The 17,464-nt window shown below is 41.0% G+C and carries 18 protein-coding genes; 8 read left to right on the top strand and 10 right to left on the bottom strand.

All coding sequences use genetic code 11. The annotated features are described in order from the left end of the window. Nucleotides 1-18 precede the first annotated feature (18 nt). Nucleotides 19-1,584, top strand: coding sequence for a winged helix-turn-helix domain-containing protein (locus VME0621_RS23350; protein ID WP_062461840.1), 1,566 nt, complete (start codon nt 19-21; stop codon nt 1,582-1,584). Nucleotides 1,585-1,625: 41 nt separating this feature from the next. Here VME0621_RS23350 and VME0621_RS23355 read toward each other — a convergent pair whose 3' ends face one another. Then, nucleotides 1,626-2,009: a SpoIIAA family protein gene (locus VME0621_RS23355; protein ID WP_062461843.1), complete on the bottom strand. Its 384-nt coding sequence runs from the start codon at nt 2,007-2,009 to the stop codon at nt 1,626-1,628. 365 nt (nt 2,010-2,374) lie between these two features. Between VME0621_RS23355 and rpoH the strand changes: the two genes are divergently transcribed. Beyond that, nucleotides 2,375-3,232, top strand: coding sequence for an RNA polymerase sigma factor RpoH (gene rpoH, locus VME0621_RS23360; RefSeq protein ID WP_006070214.1), 858 nt, complete (start codon nt 2,375-2,377; stop codon nt 3,230-3,232). Between the two features lie 119 nt (nt 3,233-3,351). Here the strand turns inward: rpoH and VME0621_RS23365 are convergent, their stop codons facing one another. From VME0621_RS23365 to gad, 4 genes are all read right to left on the bottom strand, one after another. Continuing rightward, nucleotides 3,352-3,828, bottom strand: coding sequence for an outer membrane beta-barrel protein (locus VME0621_RS23365; RefSeq protein WP_006070213.1), 477 nt, complete (start codon nt 3,826-3,828; stop codon nt 3,352-3,354). 44 nt (nt 3,829-3,872) lie between these two features. Continuing rightward, nucleotides 3,873-4,271 (bottom strand): hypothetical protein, encoded by a 399-nt coding sequence (locus tag VME0621_RS23370; RefSeq protein ID WP_006070212.1) that lies wholly within the window; start codon nt 4,269-4,271, stop codon nt 3,873-3,875. Between the two features lie 268 nt (nt 4,272-4,539). Beyond that, entirely contained in the window at nt 4,540-6,429 is a 1,890-nt protein-coding gene (gene aspT, locus VME0621_RS23375) for an aspartate-alanine antiporter (RefSeq protein ID WP_082795555.1), read from the bottom strand. A 145-nt stretch (nt 6,430-6,574) separates the two neighbouring features. After that, nucleotides 6,575-7,960, bottom strand: a complete 1,386-nt coding sequence (gene gad / locus VME0621_RS23380; protein ID WP_006070210.1) for a glutamate decarboxylase — start codon at nt 7,958-7,960, stop codon at nt 6,575-6,577. 720 nt (nt 7,961-8,680) lie between these two features. Between gad and VME0621_RS23390 the strand changes: the two genes are divergently transcribed. From VME0621_RS23390 to VME0621_RS23410, 5 genes are all read left to right on the top strand, one after another. Further along, nucleotides 8,681-9,532: an efflux RND transporter periplasmic adaptor subunit gene (locus tag VME0621_RS23390; RefSeq protein ID WP_062461847.1), complete on the top strand. Its 852-nt coding sequence runs from the start codon at nt 8,681-8,683 to the stop codon at nt 9,530-9,532. After that, the gene (locus tag VME0621_RS23395; protein ID WP_062461850.1) at nt 9,532-11,376 is read left to right on the top strand and encodes an FUSC family protein; all 1,845 of its coding nucleotides are present in this window, start codon (nt 9,532-9,534) and stop codon (nt 11,374-11,376) included. Before VME0621_RS23390 ends, VME0621_RS23395 begins: the two co-directional genes overlap by 1 nt. A 69-nt stretch (nt 11,377-11,445) precedes the next feature. Continuing rightward, nucleotides 11,446-12,402 (top strand): DUF3187 family protein, encoded by a 957-nt coding sequence (locus VME0621_RS23400; RefSeq protein ID WP_081411530.1) that lies wholly within the window; start codon nt 11,446-11,448, stop codon nt 12,400-12,402. 109 nt (nt 12,403-12,511) lie between these two features. Continuing rightward, nucleotides 12,512-12,952 carry a hypothetical protein gene (locus VME0621_RS23405; protein WP_051868401.1) on the top strand — a complete coding sequence of 147 codons (441 nt, stop codon included), beginning with the start codon at nt 12,512-12,514 and terminating at the stop codon, nt 12,950-12,952. Between the two features lie 19 nt (nt 12,953-12,971). Then, nucleotides 12,972-13,202, top strand: coding sequence for a hypothetical protein (locus VME0621_RS23410; RefSeq protein ID WP_062461853.1), 231 nt, complete (start codon nt 12,972-12,974; stop codon nt 13,200-13,202). 49 nt (nt 13,203-13,251) lie between these two features. On the opposite strand, the gene VME0621_RS23415 is transcribed toward VME0621_RS23410, so the two are convergent. Continuing rightward, nucleotides 13,252-14,484 (bottom strand): patatin family protein, encoded by a 1,233-nt coding sequence (locus VME0621_RS23415; RefSeq protein ID WP_062461856.1) that lies wholly within the window; start codon nt 14,482-14,484, stop codon nt 13,252-13,254. 146 nt (nt 14,485-14,630) lie between these two features. On the opposite strand from VME0621_RS23415, the gene VME0621_RS23420 reads away from it, so the two are divergent. Continuing rightward, entirely contained in the window at nt 14,631-15,284 is a 654-nt protein-coding gene (locus VME0621_RS23420) for a potassium channel family protein (protein ID WP_062461860.1), read from the top strand. Between the two features lie 48 nt (nt 15,285-15,332). On the opposite strand, the gene VME0621_RS23425 is transcribed toward VME0621_RS23420, so the two are convergent. From VME0621_RS23425 to VME0621_RS23440, 4 genes are all read right to left on the bottom strand, one after another. Continuing rightward, nucleotides 15,333-15,785: a copper chaperone PCu(A)C gene (locus VME0621_RS23425; RefSeq protein ID WP_062461862.1), complete on the bottom strand. Its 453-nt coding sequence runs from the start codon at nt 15,783-15,785 to the stop codon at nt 15,333-15,335. A gap of 25 nt (nt 15,786-15,810) precedes the next feature. Further along, nucleotides 15,811-16,422: an SCO family protein gene (locus tag VME0621_RS23430; RefSeq protein WP_006070200.1), complete on the bottom strand. Its 612-nt coding sequence runs from the start codon at nt 16,420-16,422 to the stop codon at nt 15,811-15,813. Next, on the bottom strand, nt 16,419-16,886 hold the full coding sequence (locus tag VME0621_RS23435; RefSeq protein WP_062461865.1) for a hypothetical protein: 468 nt from the start codon (nt 16,884-16,886) through the stop codon (nt 16,419-16,421). Before VME0621_RS23435 ends, VME0621_RS23430 begins: the two co-directional genes overlap by 4 nt. Nucleotides 16,887-16,947: 61 nt before the next feature. After that, entirely contained in the window at nt 16,948-17,388 is a 441-nt protein-coding gene (locus VME0621_RS23440; protein WP_082795556.1) for a DUF1499 domain-containing protein, read from the bottom strand. Between the last annotated feature and the right edge of the window lie 76 nt (nt 17,389-17,464).

Below are 17,464 nucleotides of genomic sequence, written 5' to 3' on the forward strand. Positions count from 1 at the left end.
GTTACTTAATACTAACCTATGAAGAACCAGAAGATACAATTTACTATTGATGATTGGGTTTTTATTCCAAGTGAAGACAAATTTATCTTGGATGACGAAGAGTTTATTATCGATCATCGACTATCTAGATTGTTCCATTTTCTGTGTGATAATCCCTATACCGTCTTTTCTAGAGATGAATTAATAAATGAAGTCTGGAATGGCTCGATCTTAACTGATCAAGTCATTACTCAGGCGATATTTGAGTTAAGAAAAATTCTCAAACAGCACGGTAGTCATCCATTTGGGTATATTGTTACTGTTCCTAAAAGAGGCTACAAGTTAGATGCGGATGTTGAAAGAAAAGTCGAAACCCCCGCACCAGTCGATGGCGGGAAGGTAGGTGCCGGAGCGCTAAGTAAGTCAGAGAATCCCCTATACAAAGATAAGACAACATCATCACAAGCAGGTAAAACGAATGATACTGATAATGCTCGTTCATTGAGACCTCTGCGACTTAGTGGGACACAAAAACCCAACTATTTAAAGCACTGGGCCATAGTGTCTGTTCTGTTGATTTGCCTAGTTCCAGGAATAATATATCTGGTATTCATCAATGGTGTGGAAAAAGAGGCGCATCCAGCTTCAACGATAGCACCTAGTTATTTGTCTTTTGAACCTCGATATATTTATGTGAAAGCTAACGAGGAATTCCTAAGCGACCACCTTAAAGTGGGGATGGCTCGTAAGTTGTTGGATTATTTAAAGATTTATCGAGATTATAGGGTCATCTATGATGGGCCTGCTGCAAAAGTTGCGGCCAACGAGTTGCGTTTTTCGTCGATTGAACGAGGTGGTCATCAATATCTAGAAATTGAGTACTTTAATCGAGTATCGGGTGATAAACACCTAGATCGACGGTACAAGATTTCACAAGGGCATGTGAAAGCCGCAATAAAAAAATCGCTGACTGACCTACTTGAGTCTTTCAATATCTCGGTCGGAAAATCTCAGGTCGCCAGTCTGGTAGATGAGTTGCCTGATGATGAGAATGCAGTTTCTTCTATATTGGAGTCATTAGGTGCAGCTTTTCAGGTGAATCATGAGGAAAAAGCATTACAACTGATAGAGTTAGCGGCCCAACAAGCACCCGAAAATCAATACACCATCGCAACGGCTTATATGTTTATTCTATCGAAGATGTATATCAAACCTGATGGCAATAACATCAATCAAATAGACCAGCTTAATCAGAAAATGCAGCAGTCCATCAACCAGTTTTCTCAGGATCAGCAGCTTACACCTAGGTTATTGGAAGCGATGTCTATGATGGAGATGAGTAAAGATGAGCCTTACAAAGCGAAGCAGTATCTTACAGCCATCCCTTACGACAGGCGTAGTATCATGTTTTACATAATTAGTGCCAAGGTAGCGGAGTCAACAGGGAATACATCTGCGGCGGAAGAGTTTTACTATCATGCGATCTTGGAAGCATCGACGGTACAGGTATTAAACTTGTCCGAAACGCTATTCTTTTATAGTGATCTATCTGATATTAGGGACAAGATTACCAATAATGTTACTGGTACTACTGAAACGTGGTAGCCAATCTGGCTGACACGTTTCAGTACAGGGTAGTTGCGCAATTAGTGTTTAATCCAACATTGTGCTTCTTGATTGTTAGTAAAGTACTTCACCTCTGAACTGGTTGCGAATGACGCCAATGTAGCCGCTATTTCAAGCCATTTTTGATCGCCAAATAATGCGATTTTGTTTATGTCGTTACGATGCTTAATACTCAGCTTAATATCTTCCACAAATGCTTCATATTCCCAACCAGAGAAAGCAGTAGCATCAACAAGAAGGTTAATCTTCTTGTCCTCATTTTCCTTAATACTAGTTTCAATCAAATTGGCTACTTGAGTAACCACTTCTTTTGTTAATTTTCCAGTTGGCTTCAGCTTTAACATCAAAGAATCATGGTTTGCTTCTACATTGATGGTTACATTTGCTGGTTTCTGATTACACATTATGACTTTCTCTATAATAGTTAGTTTGATTTGCGTAAGTAACTTATCTAAATATGAAACATATAAAGGTGTCGCGTTGATAACCTACTTACAGAGCGAGGAAGATGTTACTTTTTGGGTAATTGCTATACATAATATGACAATAAAGAAACGATAACTGTTTGTGAATTTTAATTAATCGCCAGTGATTTTCATTGCAAAGTCAAGTTTAAAAAGATACAAAATACTGTCATAAGGCATTGTTTTTAATGTGTTATATTTACTTTATCTCAAGATTATGAACTCATTATTATATTGATTTATCACATCAATAGTATTCGCGCCGATTTAAGTCTACATAAAAACTACTATATATCGGAGAAATGATGTCTCATTCAAATGCTGCTATTTCGTTCAACAATAGCCAAAACCTTTCTTACTATATGCAATATGTCAATTCGCACTCAATATTAAAAGAGTGTGAAGAGCGACAATTAGCTAACGACCTATACTACAACAATAATGAAGATGTAATATCAAAATTAGTACTGCCTCATTTGCGATACGTTGTTTACATCGCCAAGGGGTTCGCAGGGTATGGTCTACCGTTAGTCGATATGATTCAGTCTGGTAATATCGGTTTACTTAAGGCAGTTAAGAAATTTAACCCAGAACTGGGCTTCAGGTTGGTATCCTTTGCTGTTCATTGGATAAAATCAGAAATTACCGACTTTATTATAAAAAACTGGAGCATTGTAAAAATCGCCACAACGAAGTCACAGCGAAAACTATTTTTTAATCTGAAAAAATACAAGCAATCTCAAGAGTGGATGAGTGAGAGTGAGGCTGAAAATTTAGCCAGTAAGTTGAAAGTCAGCAAGAAAGATGTGCTGTCTATGGATGGGCGACTATCTGCAAGAGATTCCTATATTGATCCGAAAATAGGTGAAGATGAAGACCAAGTCATATCGACTGGTGAAGTGTTTGCCGAGCCACAACTCGATGTTGCGATTGAATATGAAACTCAAGATTGGGATAGGCACATTAACGATGAATTGAATGCAGGTTTGGCTAAATTAGATGCTCGAAGCCGAGATATTATCGTAAGTCGTTGGCTGTTATCAGAAAAAGTAACATTGAACGAACTCGCTGAAAGGCATAGGGTTTCAGCTGAGAGAGTCAGGCAAATTGAATTGATGACACTTGAGAAGCTTAAAGATTTGTTGACGCATATTCAGCCATAGAGTCCACAAAAAACCGACCGCGATTACCAGCGGTCGGTTTTTTTATGATTAGATGTTCACAGCGGGTATAAAAAAACCAAAGCGAACTGGCTTTGGTTTTCTCTGGTAGTGTTGAGTGATTAGAAGTGGAATTCAACTAAAAGGTTTACGCTATCTTTGACAATCGCAGTGTCATACTTAGTGTACTCCAAAGCAACTCGAGCTGGGCCTAAAGAAACGCCTGCACCAATACCACCGAATACGTCTGTAGATGTATTGATGCTGTTAGAGAATCTACCCATACCAAGACGACCATACACATCGAAAATTGCAATTGGTAACGTGACCTTACCACTTGCTAGCCATGCATTTGAGTAGATAGACGAGTTGTCAATTGGGGAGTTCGTATCAACAAAATCCGCGTATGCTAATTCGGCAGAGAAGAGTTTCGCAAAATTGTAGCCGCCGTAAATAGTGTAGCCATTATTAGAACCAGATACGTTAATGTCATCGTAACTAGAGTATAAGTAACCAGCACCAATATAAGGTTCTGCAGAAGAAACCGATGCTAGTGGTAATAATAGCAAAGGCAAAGTACGTAGAAATGTCTTGTTCATTATTAAGTTCTCTATTTGTTAATGTTTAAATTTAGCGACTAGAATTAGAAGCTATAAGTAACGCCTAATGCAGCGCCAATATCCAAATCTAAGCCATGATTCATATTTAATTCGGGATGGATCTGTGCATAAAGTTTCCAATCTTTTGCAAAGTTCAAATTCATGCCAATAGGAATACGAACGCCAAAATCATTATTCCAGTCGTAGTACGCACCGCCAGCCACATACCAACTCAAAGGAGCTTCTGCAGCTAGATTTCCCTTTAAAAATGAATAATCTAGAGCTAATCCATCATCGCCTGCGATGAACTTTATTTGCTGATTAAAGTCAACGACTACGCTTAGACCTTGGTCAAATGCCATACCGATCCCCACTTTTTTTCCAGTATTGGCATAGCTCATCATTGGTGTAAGAAGAAGTAATGTTAATGCTGTCTTTTTCACTTTTAATACCTAAATCAATTATCGACAATTCATAGGTAGGGTCGCCCAATATTGGAATTCAAGAAAAATAAGAAATATTTTCATATTTTATTTTCATTATCTTTAAGGACGGTTGGATATGGTTTTTAAATCAGAGGGTTATAGAAAGAAAAAACCGCTATTTTTGTTAGTGGTTTTATTGAGGAATAACTCGCATAAAAAAGCCCCTTACAAAAGTAAGGGGCTTAATTGATCATCGAGGGTGGTAATAGTTAATGACTGCTACCTATTAGTAGAATAACACCATAAACATACCCATTAAGGTCAATAGGGTATTGGATACCGCATAAGGAACAGTGTAACCAAGCATAGGGATGTTGCTTTTCGCTTTCTCACCTACCATAGCGACTGAAGCAGTACTCGTACGTGCGCCACCACAAACACCTAGGTTTATAGCTGGGTGGAATTTAAAGATATACTTACCAATAAGTGGAGCTAATAGCATTGGAATAGCCGTTGCTGCCGCACCGATTAAGAACAGTTCTGGACCTACGTTTTCAAGGCCAGCCACAAAGCCAGGACCTGCAGAAATACCTACGATAGCAATAAAGACGTTAAGACCAACTGAGTTCATAAACCACTGTGTTGGTTCTGGAAGTCGAGCAAATGTTGGGTGAATTGAACGTAACCAACCTAATACCAAACCACCGATTAGAACACCGCCAGATACAGACAGAGTAACGGGTGCGCCATCGATATTAACAGCTAGTGCGCCTAGTAAACCGAATACTACGATAAAGAGACCAACCCAAACCATATCCGTTTCAGTTGTCGTTCTATCTACATGGCCTACTTCTTTTTCCATACGTGATGTATGTGTTTTAGTACCAGTAATACTTAGTACGTCACCACGATGAATTTCAGTTTGTGCTAGTAAGGGTACTTCTTGACTTGCTGCACCACGACTGATTTTGTTTAGGAACACGCCACGAGCGTAATCTTCATCTGCTAGTGAGACCAATGTGCGGTTAGCGAACTTTTTGTTGGTAACAACTAGGTCTACGGTTTCTAATGGCAGGTTATCAAGCTCCTCGTCCGCTACTTCTGTTAAATACTGTTGAGCGTGTACGAGTGCATCGGTATGACCTGTTAATGCAATAATGTCTTTTGCCGCTAGCGCCATAGTTGGCTCGACATCCACTACTTCACCATTGCGTTTCAGCTTCTCAATGAAGAGGCGTTCTGCGTGGTGTTGAGATTCGAATTCAGCCACTGTCATACCGTTGATATCGTCAGAGATCTCATAGGTACGAGATTCAGAGCGATGCCAAACACGTGAAATACCATCTTCTGGTGTACCTGCAGACATCTCTTTTTCGTAGTCTTTACAAGCTTCTTCAAGGTTAACTCCGAGTAGAGTTGGACCAACATAAGCTAGGATCATACCAGTACCAATAGTACCGAACAGATAACAGATAGCGTAAGCCACTGGAATTTGGTCTAGTAGCTCTTTAGTATTGCTGAAACCAGATGAGTTGATTGCATCAGTCGCTAGACCGATAGAAGCGGAGATGGTTTGTGCGCCGGCCCAAAGGCCTGCAGCTAGACCAACATCGTAACCAGCAATTTTGGCACCAGCGTACGTTACTGCGAAACATAGAAATGAAATGACTACTGCGAATATCGCTTGTGGAGCACCATTTTTGGCTACACCTCGAACAAATTGCGGGCCGACACCATAACCTACAGCGAATAGGAACATCGTGAAGAACATTGACTTAACTTGTGAAGAGATCGAGATATCAAGCTGACCGATGATAACACCTGCGATTAGCGTACCTGTTACTGCACCTAAGCTGAAGTGACCGAATTTGATTGCCCCTAACCAATATCCCAAGCCCAGGGTGATGAAAATTGCCAATGCTTGGTGTTCACGGAACACTTTTACTACCCACATAGGCTCTGCTTTTGCTGGAGCTTTGATGCTTGTAGTTGAATGTTGAACAGCAGCATGGTCTGTAGTTTGTTCTTGAGCTTGAACATTATTGAACATGTCAAAGCCAGATACGCCGCTATTTGTATCTGTAGTGATATTTCCTGCCAGCATAAATACTGCCAACATACTTAGAAAAATATGCTTAATATATTTAGAAGGAGATAGCCTCATTAGAGTTGCCATTTTAACCTCTGATTACTTAGATTCCTAAATGCAAACCAAAGAACTCCAGAGCCCGGAACAAGAACCAGACTGCTTTGGCACGCAATAATTATTGTGATTAGAGTGCGAGGGACTAGGGCTACTAGCCCCTCTTTGCTTGAGATGATTAACCGTGGTTAAACGTGCTTGAGCTCTCTTCGTCAACAGAGTTAACGATTGGGAATTTCTCAAATTTCTCGATTGTGCGTTTTAGATCTTGAACGAGTAGATCAACCATGTCGTGACTCACACCGTGACGAACTAGGATGCGCATAATGACCAAATCTTCGCGGTTTGAAGGCATGGAATATGCGGCAATTTGCCAACCACGAGCGCGGATAGCGTCACTTAGGTCAAACAAGTTAAAGCCTGCATCTACGTCCGCTTTTAAGCTAAAGCTCATAGCTGGAATACCACCGCGGCCATCGTAAATGATGTCGAATAAGCCCATTTTGCTTACTTCATCAGCTAGGTATTGAGCTGAGTTGTAGCAAGCGTCGTGGATACGCTTATAACCTTCTTTACCCAAACGTAAGAAGTTGTAGTACTGAGCAACGATCTGACCGCCAGGGCGAGAGAAGTTCAGTGCGAATGTTGGCATGTCACCACCAAGGTAGTTAACACGGAAGATCAGATCTTCAGGAAGATCGCTTGCTTCGCGGAAGACAACCCAGCCCACACCAAGAGGTGCAAGACCATATTTGTGGCCAGATGCGTTGATTGACTTAACACGAGGAATACGGAAATCCCACTCTAGTTCAGGGTCGCAGAACGGTGCGATGAATGCGCCACTTGCGCCATCAACGTGCATTGGTACATCAAGGCCAGTTTCTTCTTGCAGTTTGTCTAGTGCATCAGCAATCGCTTTTACAGGTTCATACTGACAAGTGAACGTTACGCCAAGAGTAGGAACAACACCGATAGTGTTTTCGTCAACACGGGCTAGAACTTCTTCTGGAGTCATTAGTAGACGGTCGCCTTCCATAGGAATTTCGCGTAGTTCGATATCCCAGTACTTAGCGAATTTGTGCCAGCATACTTGTACTGGACCGCAAATTAGGTTTGGTTTGTCAGTTGGCTTACCTTCCTTGCGACGCTTCTCGCGCCAGCGCCATTTCATTGCCATACCGCCAAGCATGGCCGCTTCACTTGAACCTGTTGTTGAACAGCCCATCGTGTTTTCAGGATCTGGAGAGTTCCAAAGATCAGCAAGCATATGAACGCAACGGTTCTCGATTTCTGCTGTTTGTGGGTACTCATCTTTGTCGATCATGTTTTTGTCGATGCACTCGTCCATGATTTTGTGGATGTTACCGTCTACCCAAGTTTGGCAAAAAGTTGCTAGGTTTTGACGAGAGTTACCATCAAGAATAAGCTCATCAGATACTAGCTGGTATGCAGCATCAGGATTTGATTCGTCATTAGGGAAAGTATATTTATCGATGGTTTTGTCTAATAGTTTGTTTGCAAAAACATCATCGATAGCTGCATTATTCTTTTCTTCAAAAGGCATTATATAGCTCCAGATTTATTTAATTGGATAGAACAGTAATATCACTGCGTTTGGTTTTTGAAAAAGCTGTCTCGCTTAAGTCGAATTGAATTATTACCAATTAAATGAATAAAACCATCAATAGAAAATAAAAAGACAATAATCATCGTGTTATAAATAAATTGTTGCGCCAAATATCCTTTTTATTTGTCTCTTACTAGAGCCGCTGTGTGAAGTCCAATCATTGATTTACGGCTAATACTAGTTAATTTTGATACGGTCCGCATGGTCTGAAATGGTTGGTTTTTTGGGATTAATCTTATGAAAATCAATGGTTTGAGATTTATATGTAGATTGTTTTTATGTGAATTTTATTGGCCGTGGATTAATTTATCTTCAGTGGATATTAAAATGAACACCAAGTTGATTAATGAAAGTGCTTATAGATTTAATCTTAGCTATTACCGCTGCTTTCATTGTTTATCTATATCAGAAAGTAAAGTTATTTAAGTTAATTCTAAAAACTATAATGGTGTAAAAATGAATGATCATATTATATTTGACTACTTCTACATACCCGGTTTTATGGTGTTGGTAGCAGCGGCAATTGCAATACTAATTGTAGTCAAATACACACTAGGTGGACTATTGAGAAAAGGAAAGATCATGAATCCTTCATTAACAGAACTTTGTTTAGTAATTATTGTTACTGGACAATTACTACTAATAAAGGTGAGCTAAATGAAGTTATTTCGTGTTCTATTACCGACTGCATTAGTGATCGCTGCGGGGGCGACTTGTTATACGTCTTGGGTCGCCTACACCCAATCTCTTTGGACTCGCGATGCTAAAGTTCACGTTGAAATTGCAGAAGTAGCGCCAAAAGTTTCGGGAGAGATAGTTACCGTAGCTGTACATGACAACCAGTTTGTTAATGCTGGTGATTTACTCTTTGCTATTGATGATGCGGATTACAAAAACAGTGTTTCCCAAGCTAAGTATGCAATGTTGAAGGCGGAGGCCGAGCTAGAGCAATCGAAGAACTCTTACCGTCGTGATTCAAGATTGTTGAGTAAAAAACTAGTCTCTGAAGAGCAAGTGATCTCGGAGAAGCTCGCCGTAGCAGCTAATAAAGCCGCTTTAGAGCAAGCAAAAAGTAGCTTGGCTAAAGCAGAATTAGATTTAAGTCGCACTAAAGTGGTCGCACCGCAAGATGGTTATGTAACGAATCTTAACCAACGCCAAGGGAACTACATCAATAAAGGTGAAACCTTTGTTGCATTAGTCGAGAGTGACACCTATTACATTTTGGCCTATTTCACCGAGACAAAAGTAAAAGACTTGGTTGAAGGGGCGAAAGCTAACATTCGTCCATTTTCATCCGATAAAACATTTGTCGGCAAAATTGAAGGTATTGGTCGTGCGATTATTGATCAGAGCGCCGATAATTCCGGACTAATATCAAACGTTAACCCAACAGTGCCTTGGGTCCGTCTCGCGCAACGCGTACCGGTGCGTATTAGCATCCCTAAAGAAGTCCTTGAAAGTGAGAGACTGATTGCTGGCACAACGGTTTCAGTGGATATTCAGTGATGTTAGCGACGATTGCTCGACAATGGACAAATCCAGAATCGGTGGCATTTGCTTTGCGGTTTTGCCTGGCTGTATTGATGACATGGGGTTTATCGCTGTTAATGGATTCTTCGGCCACGAGTACTTCTATGGCAACAGCCGCGATTATTCAAATCACTGGCAGTCGCGGAGCGAGTATCAAAAAAGCGGCGGCACGTCTTATCGGGACATTTACTGGCGGTGCATATGTGCTTTTTGTGGCCAGCGCTACGCTTATTGACTCTTGGTTGTTTAACTCATTCATTATATTTGGAGTGGTAACAAGTTTAGGTATCGCATCATATTTTCATGGACGTGTGTCATACATGTTTGCCGTGATGGGTATTACCTTGTCTCTAGTGGGTTTCCCATTGGCAGCGAACCCTGACATGACCAATTTATTTGACCATGTACAGCTTCGTTGTGTTGGTATCTCATTTGGTATTTTAATGGCAATGGTCGCGGCTATGATCATTCCTTATAAAGATGACCAGCATGAGTTGTTTTCTGTCAAAAGTTATACAGAGAACTTCCTAAGCAATCTGTTTGTTACTGATGAAGATAATGCTACCAAACTGACACGTGCGTTTTTGGTATTTGTGAGCAAAAAGTGGCAGTTGGTTGATGATGAGATATATGGAAGCCGAAGTGCTAAGGAAGAAAAACTCAACAGTCGTACTGCTTTTTATGACTCTATCAATATTGGTATCAAAGCCATCGAGTTAAAAAAGCTTGGTGAGGCCATAGCCATTCCTAATGAGGCGTGGGAGGAGTTGTGTAAAGCTAATTTTCGCGTTGATATCAATGAATCATGGATTGAAAGGTGGGGAATTGAAGATATTGATCTGGTCGAGGTGTTTAATGAACAGGTCGCTTTGTTTGCCACACAACTGGATTTATACAAGAGCGAAAACAGTGTATTTGACTACACCAATAAAGATTATGCCAACGATATAGGACGCTTTACCGATGGTTACGTAGTGCTCAACAATATGGTGAGAGCAACCATCACGCTGTTCACGCTTTCATTTATGTGGATTGAGCTGCAATGGGACAGTGGTATGTCGGCAATGATCATGGCTGGAATGATCATCTCGGTGTACGCTGCAAATCCAGGTTCAGAGCAGGCACAAAGTCCAAATATATATGCACAATTCTTAGCTGGTGGTTTTGCGTTTATTCTGACCTTTGGGGCCATGCCAATTGGCTCGCCTTGGATAGTTGCAGTAGTCGGCTTTACTGGCGTGTATTTGGCGGCTTATTGGTTTTGGCAGAGCAAGTCACTACTGAAAGTGGTGTGTATGGTTTCGTTGTTTTCATGGACGAGCCTTGTTCCGTTAACCAGTGCCCCAAGTTATGATTTTGAGAACTTTCTTAATTCTATCGTCGGTAATATCACTGCATTGCTGATTTTGTGGGGGGCGTTCTATTTAATCCCTGCACGTACGACAGCCACAGTGATCAAGAAAGAACTGAATCGATTTATTAATAAATTCAAAGTGACCGATATAGAAAAGAGAAAGTCTTTGAATGTAAGTAACTGGATCCTAGCATCCTATGCTTACTTAATTAGCATTTCAGATTTAGTGAGTATTAATAGACTGTTATATCTAAAAGCGCTACAGAGTGTCATTAACCATGAAGAACTTGAACCTGAAGAGCGAGAAATTCTTCTTTCCTCAATTGATAAAAAATTCTTCGACCTGGGAAGTAATCAAATATTCTCAAACTTGATGGACTATAAGGCGACAACAGCTGCGAAACACAATTACCGTTGGTTCGTTCTGTGCGATAGATATAATGCTCTGAAAGCTCAAGGCCATTAGAAAAAATATAAATTAACTATCATTTTAATTTCTCAGTTAATTTTCTGAGAACTATATATATCAGAGGTTATGATGAAAAACATTCTCATAGGCCTAGTGATATGGACATTATTAGGTACCAATTATGCAATGGCAGAAGATATTAAATCATCGCCATTAAAAGTAGATGCTCAAGCTCCAGTACAGTCATTAGGGCTGGCAACACAACTTCGTAGCGGTTTTACTAATGATAAAACCGAACTGTTTGCAACGTACAACTTCGGCAGCGTTTGGATCACCAGTGATGATATCCAAATGGATTACTACCAAAATAGAATAACGACGGGGGTGCAATGGTCACCCGCAGATAAGATACAGCTTGAGCTACGCTATCAGTTTGCGTGGGCCCATAATAACCATTTAGATAGTTTGGTGAAGTCATTCCATAATGCTGCTGGACTGAAGCTTGATGGGCGTGACGAAGTCGAAGACGATAGCTTCAACGTCGATAGTGATACCTATGGTGTTCATAACAACAACTTTGAAGGCGATACGCTGGAAAGCGCCGTGTCGCTGTATCTTCAGTATTCACTTTATGAATCTGAACATCAGGCATTGGCAATCGGTGGGTCGCTATATTACAACAATAAAAGTGATTACGAATTCTCATCAGGTGGCTTTGAACAAAATTTACAATTGAATTGGTCATACGCAAAAAGTGGACACTCTATTTATTCGACGTTAGGAGTAGTTCATCATGCCGATAAAAATATCGATGATGATCTGTATTTCAAAGAATTCACTTGGGAAGGTGCAATTGGTTATGGTTATCGATTCCTTTCTAACCATGAAATTATTGCAGAATATCATTTATATCAAGGTGCGTTAAACCAGACGGCTTTTTCAGAAAACGTCAATGAAGCGACCCTAGGTTATCGTTATTATTGGGATAATACCATATTAGAAATATCGGGTACCGAGAACTTGTTTAATATGGATAACTCTACAGATATCGCCTTCACCTTAGGGGTGAGACATTATTTTTAAACTCAGTTAAACAAGGCTTAATTGACGTTTAAAGAACCTTCACTGTTAAGTGAGAACAAAGCATGAGAAATTAATCTCATCGCACAACATGACCACAAGAGAACTTATTATGTTTAAATATCTACTACCTGTTTTAGTCGTTTTTTCATCTGGCGTCTACGCAGAATCACTTCAGCACATGTCTGATGTGAACCATAACAAACAAGAAATGGCGACAGCAATGAAAGGCATCCAAGAAGTTAAGCTTTCTGATGATGTATATATTGTAAGTAATACTCAGAATGGCTTTACCATTACTGACAGTGTGGATGAACTTTCTGCAAAGTATCGTGATACCTACATTACGGCAGATCAAGCGAAAGCCAACAACTTAGAAAAAGTAAAAACATTCACTGTATACAGCGAAGCAAACTTTGAGAACCTAATTAAAAAAGTAGAGAGTCAAGTATCTAAAGATGCTCCTGATTTCTTTTCTGTAGACCTATATCAGAACAGCATCGGTGACATTGAAATCACAGATTACGTTGCTCGCGTTGTCGAATATAAATAATTTTTAGAAGAGGTTAGCCATGTCAATGCAACATACAAAATCAGCGACACATGAAAAAATGATGCGCGAGTACGGAAACGAAGTCGAGCACAAACACAACAAAGATCATTTAGCTTTCCAAGACAAAGAAAGCAATGAGCATCGTCATCTTCATGGTGGCCACAATGTGCATAAACCCACGCACCACCATCATAAAACGGCGCACCATAACAGCCATAAGCGTAATCACACGGAAGATTCCGGGGAATAACAAAAAAACCGCTCAATAAGAGCGGTTTTTTTGTTTAAGTGATAAGAGACTAAGGAGATTGGCGAATCAATGGGATCTCATTGACCCAAACTTTTTCGTTAGTTGCTTTCTTGTAACCATAATCATACAAGGCTTTGAGAAAATCGGGGTCGAAAAATTTACCGTCCTGAGGCTTTTGAGTATAGCTCTCATCGACATAAGTTAAGAACAGCTTCGCACCTATTTTTTTGGAGATGTACATTTCTCTGAAAACATCACCTCTGGTTTGGGCGAGTATTAAATTATCCACACTGCGAGCCGCCAAACTGACAGTATCGTCCTCGATGAACTTGAATTCTGTTCTTAGTCGTCCGTTACGGATGATGTAAATGTGTGGTGGTTTTTCATATCCAAGCGCTTTGGTTACTTTGGTGAAATCAAAGCCCACAGGGTCGAAAAATAGCTGGCTTGATAATCCACCATCTACATGCATTTCTTCTAAAGATTGACCATTGTACTCAACGGGAATGAACTGTGGAGGGAATACACCCGGTATGGATGAGCTGGCAGCAAGAACTTGATGGATAATATCATTTCTATTGGGCAGGTCACTGGTGGCGATGCGTCCTACATTCCATATCATCTGCCTGCCAGAGTCAAAGTGGTTGGTACCAATTAACATACGTTTACCTGATCGATGAGCTTTTGCGATTTCTTCTATGAATTCATCATCAAAGGTTTTTTGAACCATTTTGTAGAAGTTATCCCCTTCAGAGAATGCATCTCCAAACAGGATCTTAAAGATACTGGTTCCCCCTAGCATCATGTCATCATTTAGGCCTAACATGACCGTTTTGAGCTCGTCGTATTTGTCACCGCCGACGAAAACAAATGGAGCAATCAAGGCGCCAGCACTAACCCCAGTAATAAGAGAAAACTCGGGTAGCTCACCTTTATCTTTCAAGCCATTAATTACACCAGCACCATAGGCACCTCTAGGACCACCACCGGAAAGTACGAGAACATTGAAACGATCACCAATCACTTTTGGTGCGCCCGGTGCATTCTTCAAAAGGTCGAGGTTGCCCTTGTCGTAATAGTCTTCCTTCAGTGTCTTAAGATTTTTAGGTACTTGGTCGCCCCAAATTCGATATGGTTCATTGACAATACTAACTGTCTCATCTCTTGGGCCGATTTGTGCCTGTAAATAGTTAGATTCATTAACACGAATAGTGCTGTCGTGGGGACTACTGCTACACCCAGCGATAAGCGCTGTTAACACCAATATAATTGGTAGACGCATTGGCAACTCCGTTTGCTTGTTACTATTCTAAATTGGTAAGGGATCCTCTTAAGATTAGTACCAATATTCAGTTATTTACAAAAAACTTTACCTAGCTTTCACTAAATAATGGCAGTGAAAATTTGGACAATCATATTGGAGTAGCTATGCGATCAATCAATGAATCGAACAATTTCATTTTTTTTACTCTTTCTCTCATTCTTATTCTGATCATAGGCGCTCTATCGCGTGAACTTCCTGGCGATGACCTCGACTTTCTGTTGAAGCCTGTCGTGCTCAACAGTTTTGTTATTTGCTTGATCAGCATGAAGTTTTCAAAGGGTTGGTATATCTACTTGGTAAGTGTCAGTATCATGATGCTTATTGCAATTGTTACCCACACCTTCTATGACAGTGGGCACGCTAATGTGGCGATGTTAGTGCTGATGTTGGCTTTCTTCTATGGTGTATTTCAGTCGACTGCACATCAAATTTTGCTTTCTTCCGAGATTGATAACAATAAGTTAGTGGGTTCCATTGCCTTGTTCTTAGTCATGGGGCTTGGTTGGGCTGCGATCTATTTGTTGCTGATTGATTTTAACCCAACAGCAATCAATGGGATTGAGCATTCAGATAAATGGGGAAGCAACTTCTCGGTAGTGACTTACTTTAGCTTTGTCACATTAACCACACTGGGTTACGGCGACTATAGCCCTAATAGTCCACTTGCAGAGGTCGCTGTATATTTACAGGCGATTACGGGTGTGTTCTATATGGCTGTAGTGGTGTCTAGTTTAGTGAGTGCAAAGAAGGGGCATTAGTTTATCAGAAAGAAAGCCAACCCCTTCGTGGCGTTGGCCTTTTAGTTCTTAGTGATGGGCGTGTTTCTTCATGCCTGACATGACTTTTTTCACAGGCACGGTTAATACTTGAACTTCACCATTAGCAAAGGTCAGCTCAACATTAATGGTCTCACCTTCCTTCATTGGTTTCTCAACGTCTAGCAGCATTATATGTAAGCTGCCTGGCTTAAGGATGGTCTGACCGTTTGCAGGTACAGTAATACTCTTCACTTGACGCATCTTCATGACGTCGCCGTCCATAATAACATCGTGCAGTTCCACGACAGATGAAGCTTGTGACGCCGCTTCTACAATAACGCGATCTTTATCGCCAGTATTCTCGATGATAGCAAACACGGCGCTGGTGGTGGCGTTTGGTGGCGTTGCACGTGCATATGCGTCGTTGACGTCAATAGCAGCGTGAGCCATAGATAGCGGTGCTAGAGCAAGTAGAGGAAGTATCAATTTGTTGAGCTTCATGGTTTAGTCCATTGTTGTCGTTAGTTTATCCCTGAGCATTGATGCGTTTGATGGCTTCAACGATAGGAGCAGGAGTTAAAGTATGCGGTACTTTTTCAATAAGCGTACCGTCTGGGCTTAGGAAATAGAAATATGAGCTATGATCGAGGGTATAGCCTAGTTTGGAATCTTCCAGCTCTGTTTTGCGAAAGATGACCCCATATTTGTGAGCGAGTGGTTTAGTGACCTCTAAAGGTGCTGATAATCCTTCAATCATAGGATGAAAATACTGCGCATATTCAGCAGAGGCTTCTGCCGCATCCCGCTCCGGGTCAAGGGAAACAAACATGGGTCTGAGTGTTTGTTTGGTTTCATCGTCGATTTGATTCAACGCTCCAGCGAGCATGGCGAGTGAGGTAGGGCATACATCGGGACAACGAGTAAAGCCAAAGTACACAATGCGAGTTCTAGGATCAGCTTGATCAAAGATGGCGACAGGTTTGCCACCTTCTCCAAAAAGTACGGACTCAGACACTTGCGCCAACTGATCCAATTCAGCTTGATGCAGTAATGACTCATTATGCTTGTCCACCAGTAATTTAGCACCAAAACCTAAAGCAAATGCCCCAACTAGTGCGCCAATCCAGAGTTTTTTCATCGTGCCGTCATCCTTACCGCTGCCTTAATATCGCTATCACCGTTGGAGATCGTGCCATACCATGTCATTGAATCTTCAGCACAGACGGGCAAGATGATTTCGCCTTGGTACACATCAGGCTTGATCATTTCTAGCTGAAACTTTACCACTCCCATGTTCATCTCTTTTCCCTGCAATGAGATGTTCAAATTAGGTGCGTCAGACTCTGGCCAAAATACTTCGACCGTAATAGGTGTTAGAGGTGTGACGCGTGGTGAGTCTACCTTCATTTTGACTCCCTGCTGTTCGCACACTTGCTGTGAAAGCATGCAGTAATCGGTGAGAGCAACATCAGCAGAAGGTTCGTGTTTTAGCAGGTTAGGAATAAAAAAACCTGCGCCTAAAGCGAGAGCGACAAATAGGACTTTTACTTTATTGTTCAAATTGTTAATGCCCCAAATCTTAATGTAATCGCATCCTAACATATTTTAGAATCTCGGCTGTGCGATGCAGCAAACTTTTACTAGAGGTTACCGAACGGCAGGACTACTCGTTGTAGAGAGTACTAAACTGATTGTAACGCTCTCGATTCAATCCCTTGTCGCTGTATCCTGTTCGCGATTGAGAACGGTAATGTAAAAGACCACTATTCGTGTCGAAATACAGTTCGACGTCGTCGTTGTACTTCATTGTAGGTGTGGTGAAAACAACGTGCAGATAGTCACCGTCGTCTTCTACGATTTTGTTGCCACCCATAGTGCTGAGCACAGAGACTACTTTCTGTTTGGCTGAGTCTAGGTCATTGAAGCTCAGTGCTTCCACTGACTTTTCTGGGTCATCAGTTTGTGATGAAACTGCATTAGGTGTAGAAGGCATGGGGGCGAATTTACCATTGTGTACACCGAGGTAAGAGGGCGCATTACTGTTTTTGTAAAACATGTACCCAACGAGCACAACCAGTAGCGTGATGATGATTTTAGCTATCATGAATGTTCCTTATATTTGACTCAATCTTAGCAAAGCTTTGCCTTAGTATAATCCACCAATGGATATTACGTAGGAT

Source organism: Vibrio mediterranei, from assembly GCF_900088415.1.
Lineage (GTDB): Bacteria > Pseudomonadota > Gammaproteobacteria > Enterobacterales > Vibrionaceae > Vibrio > Vibrio mediterranei.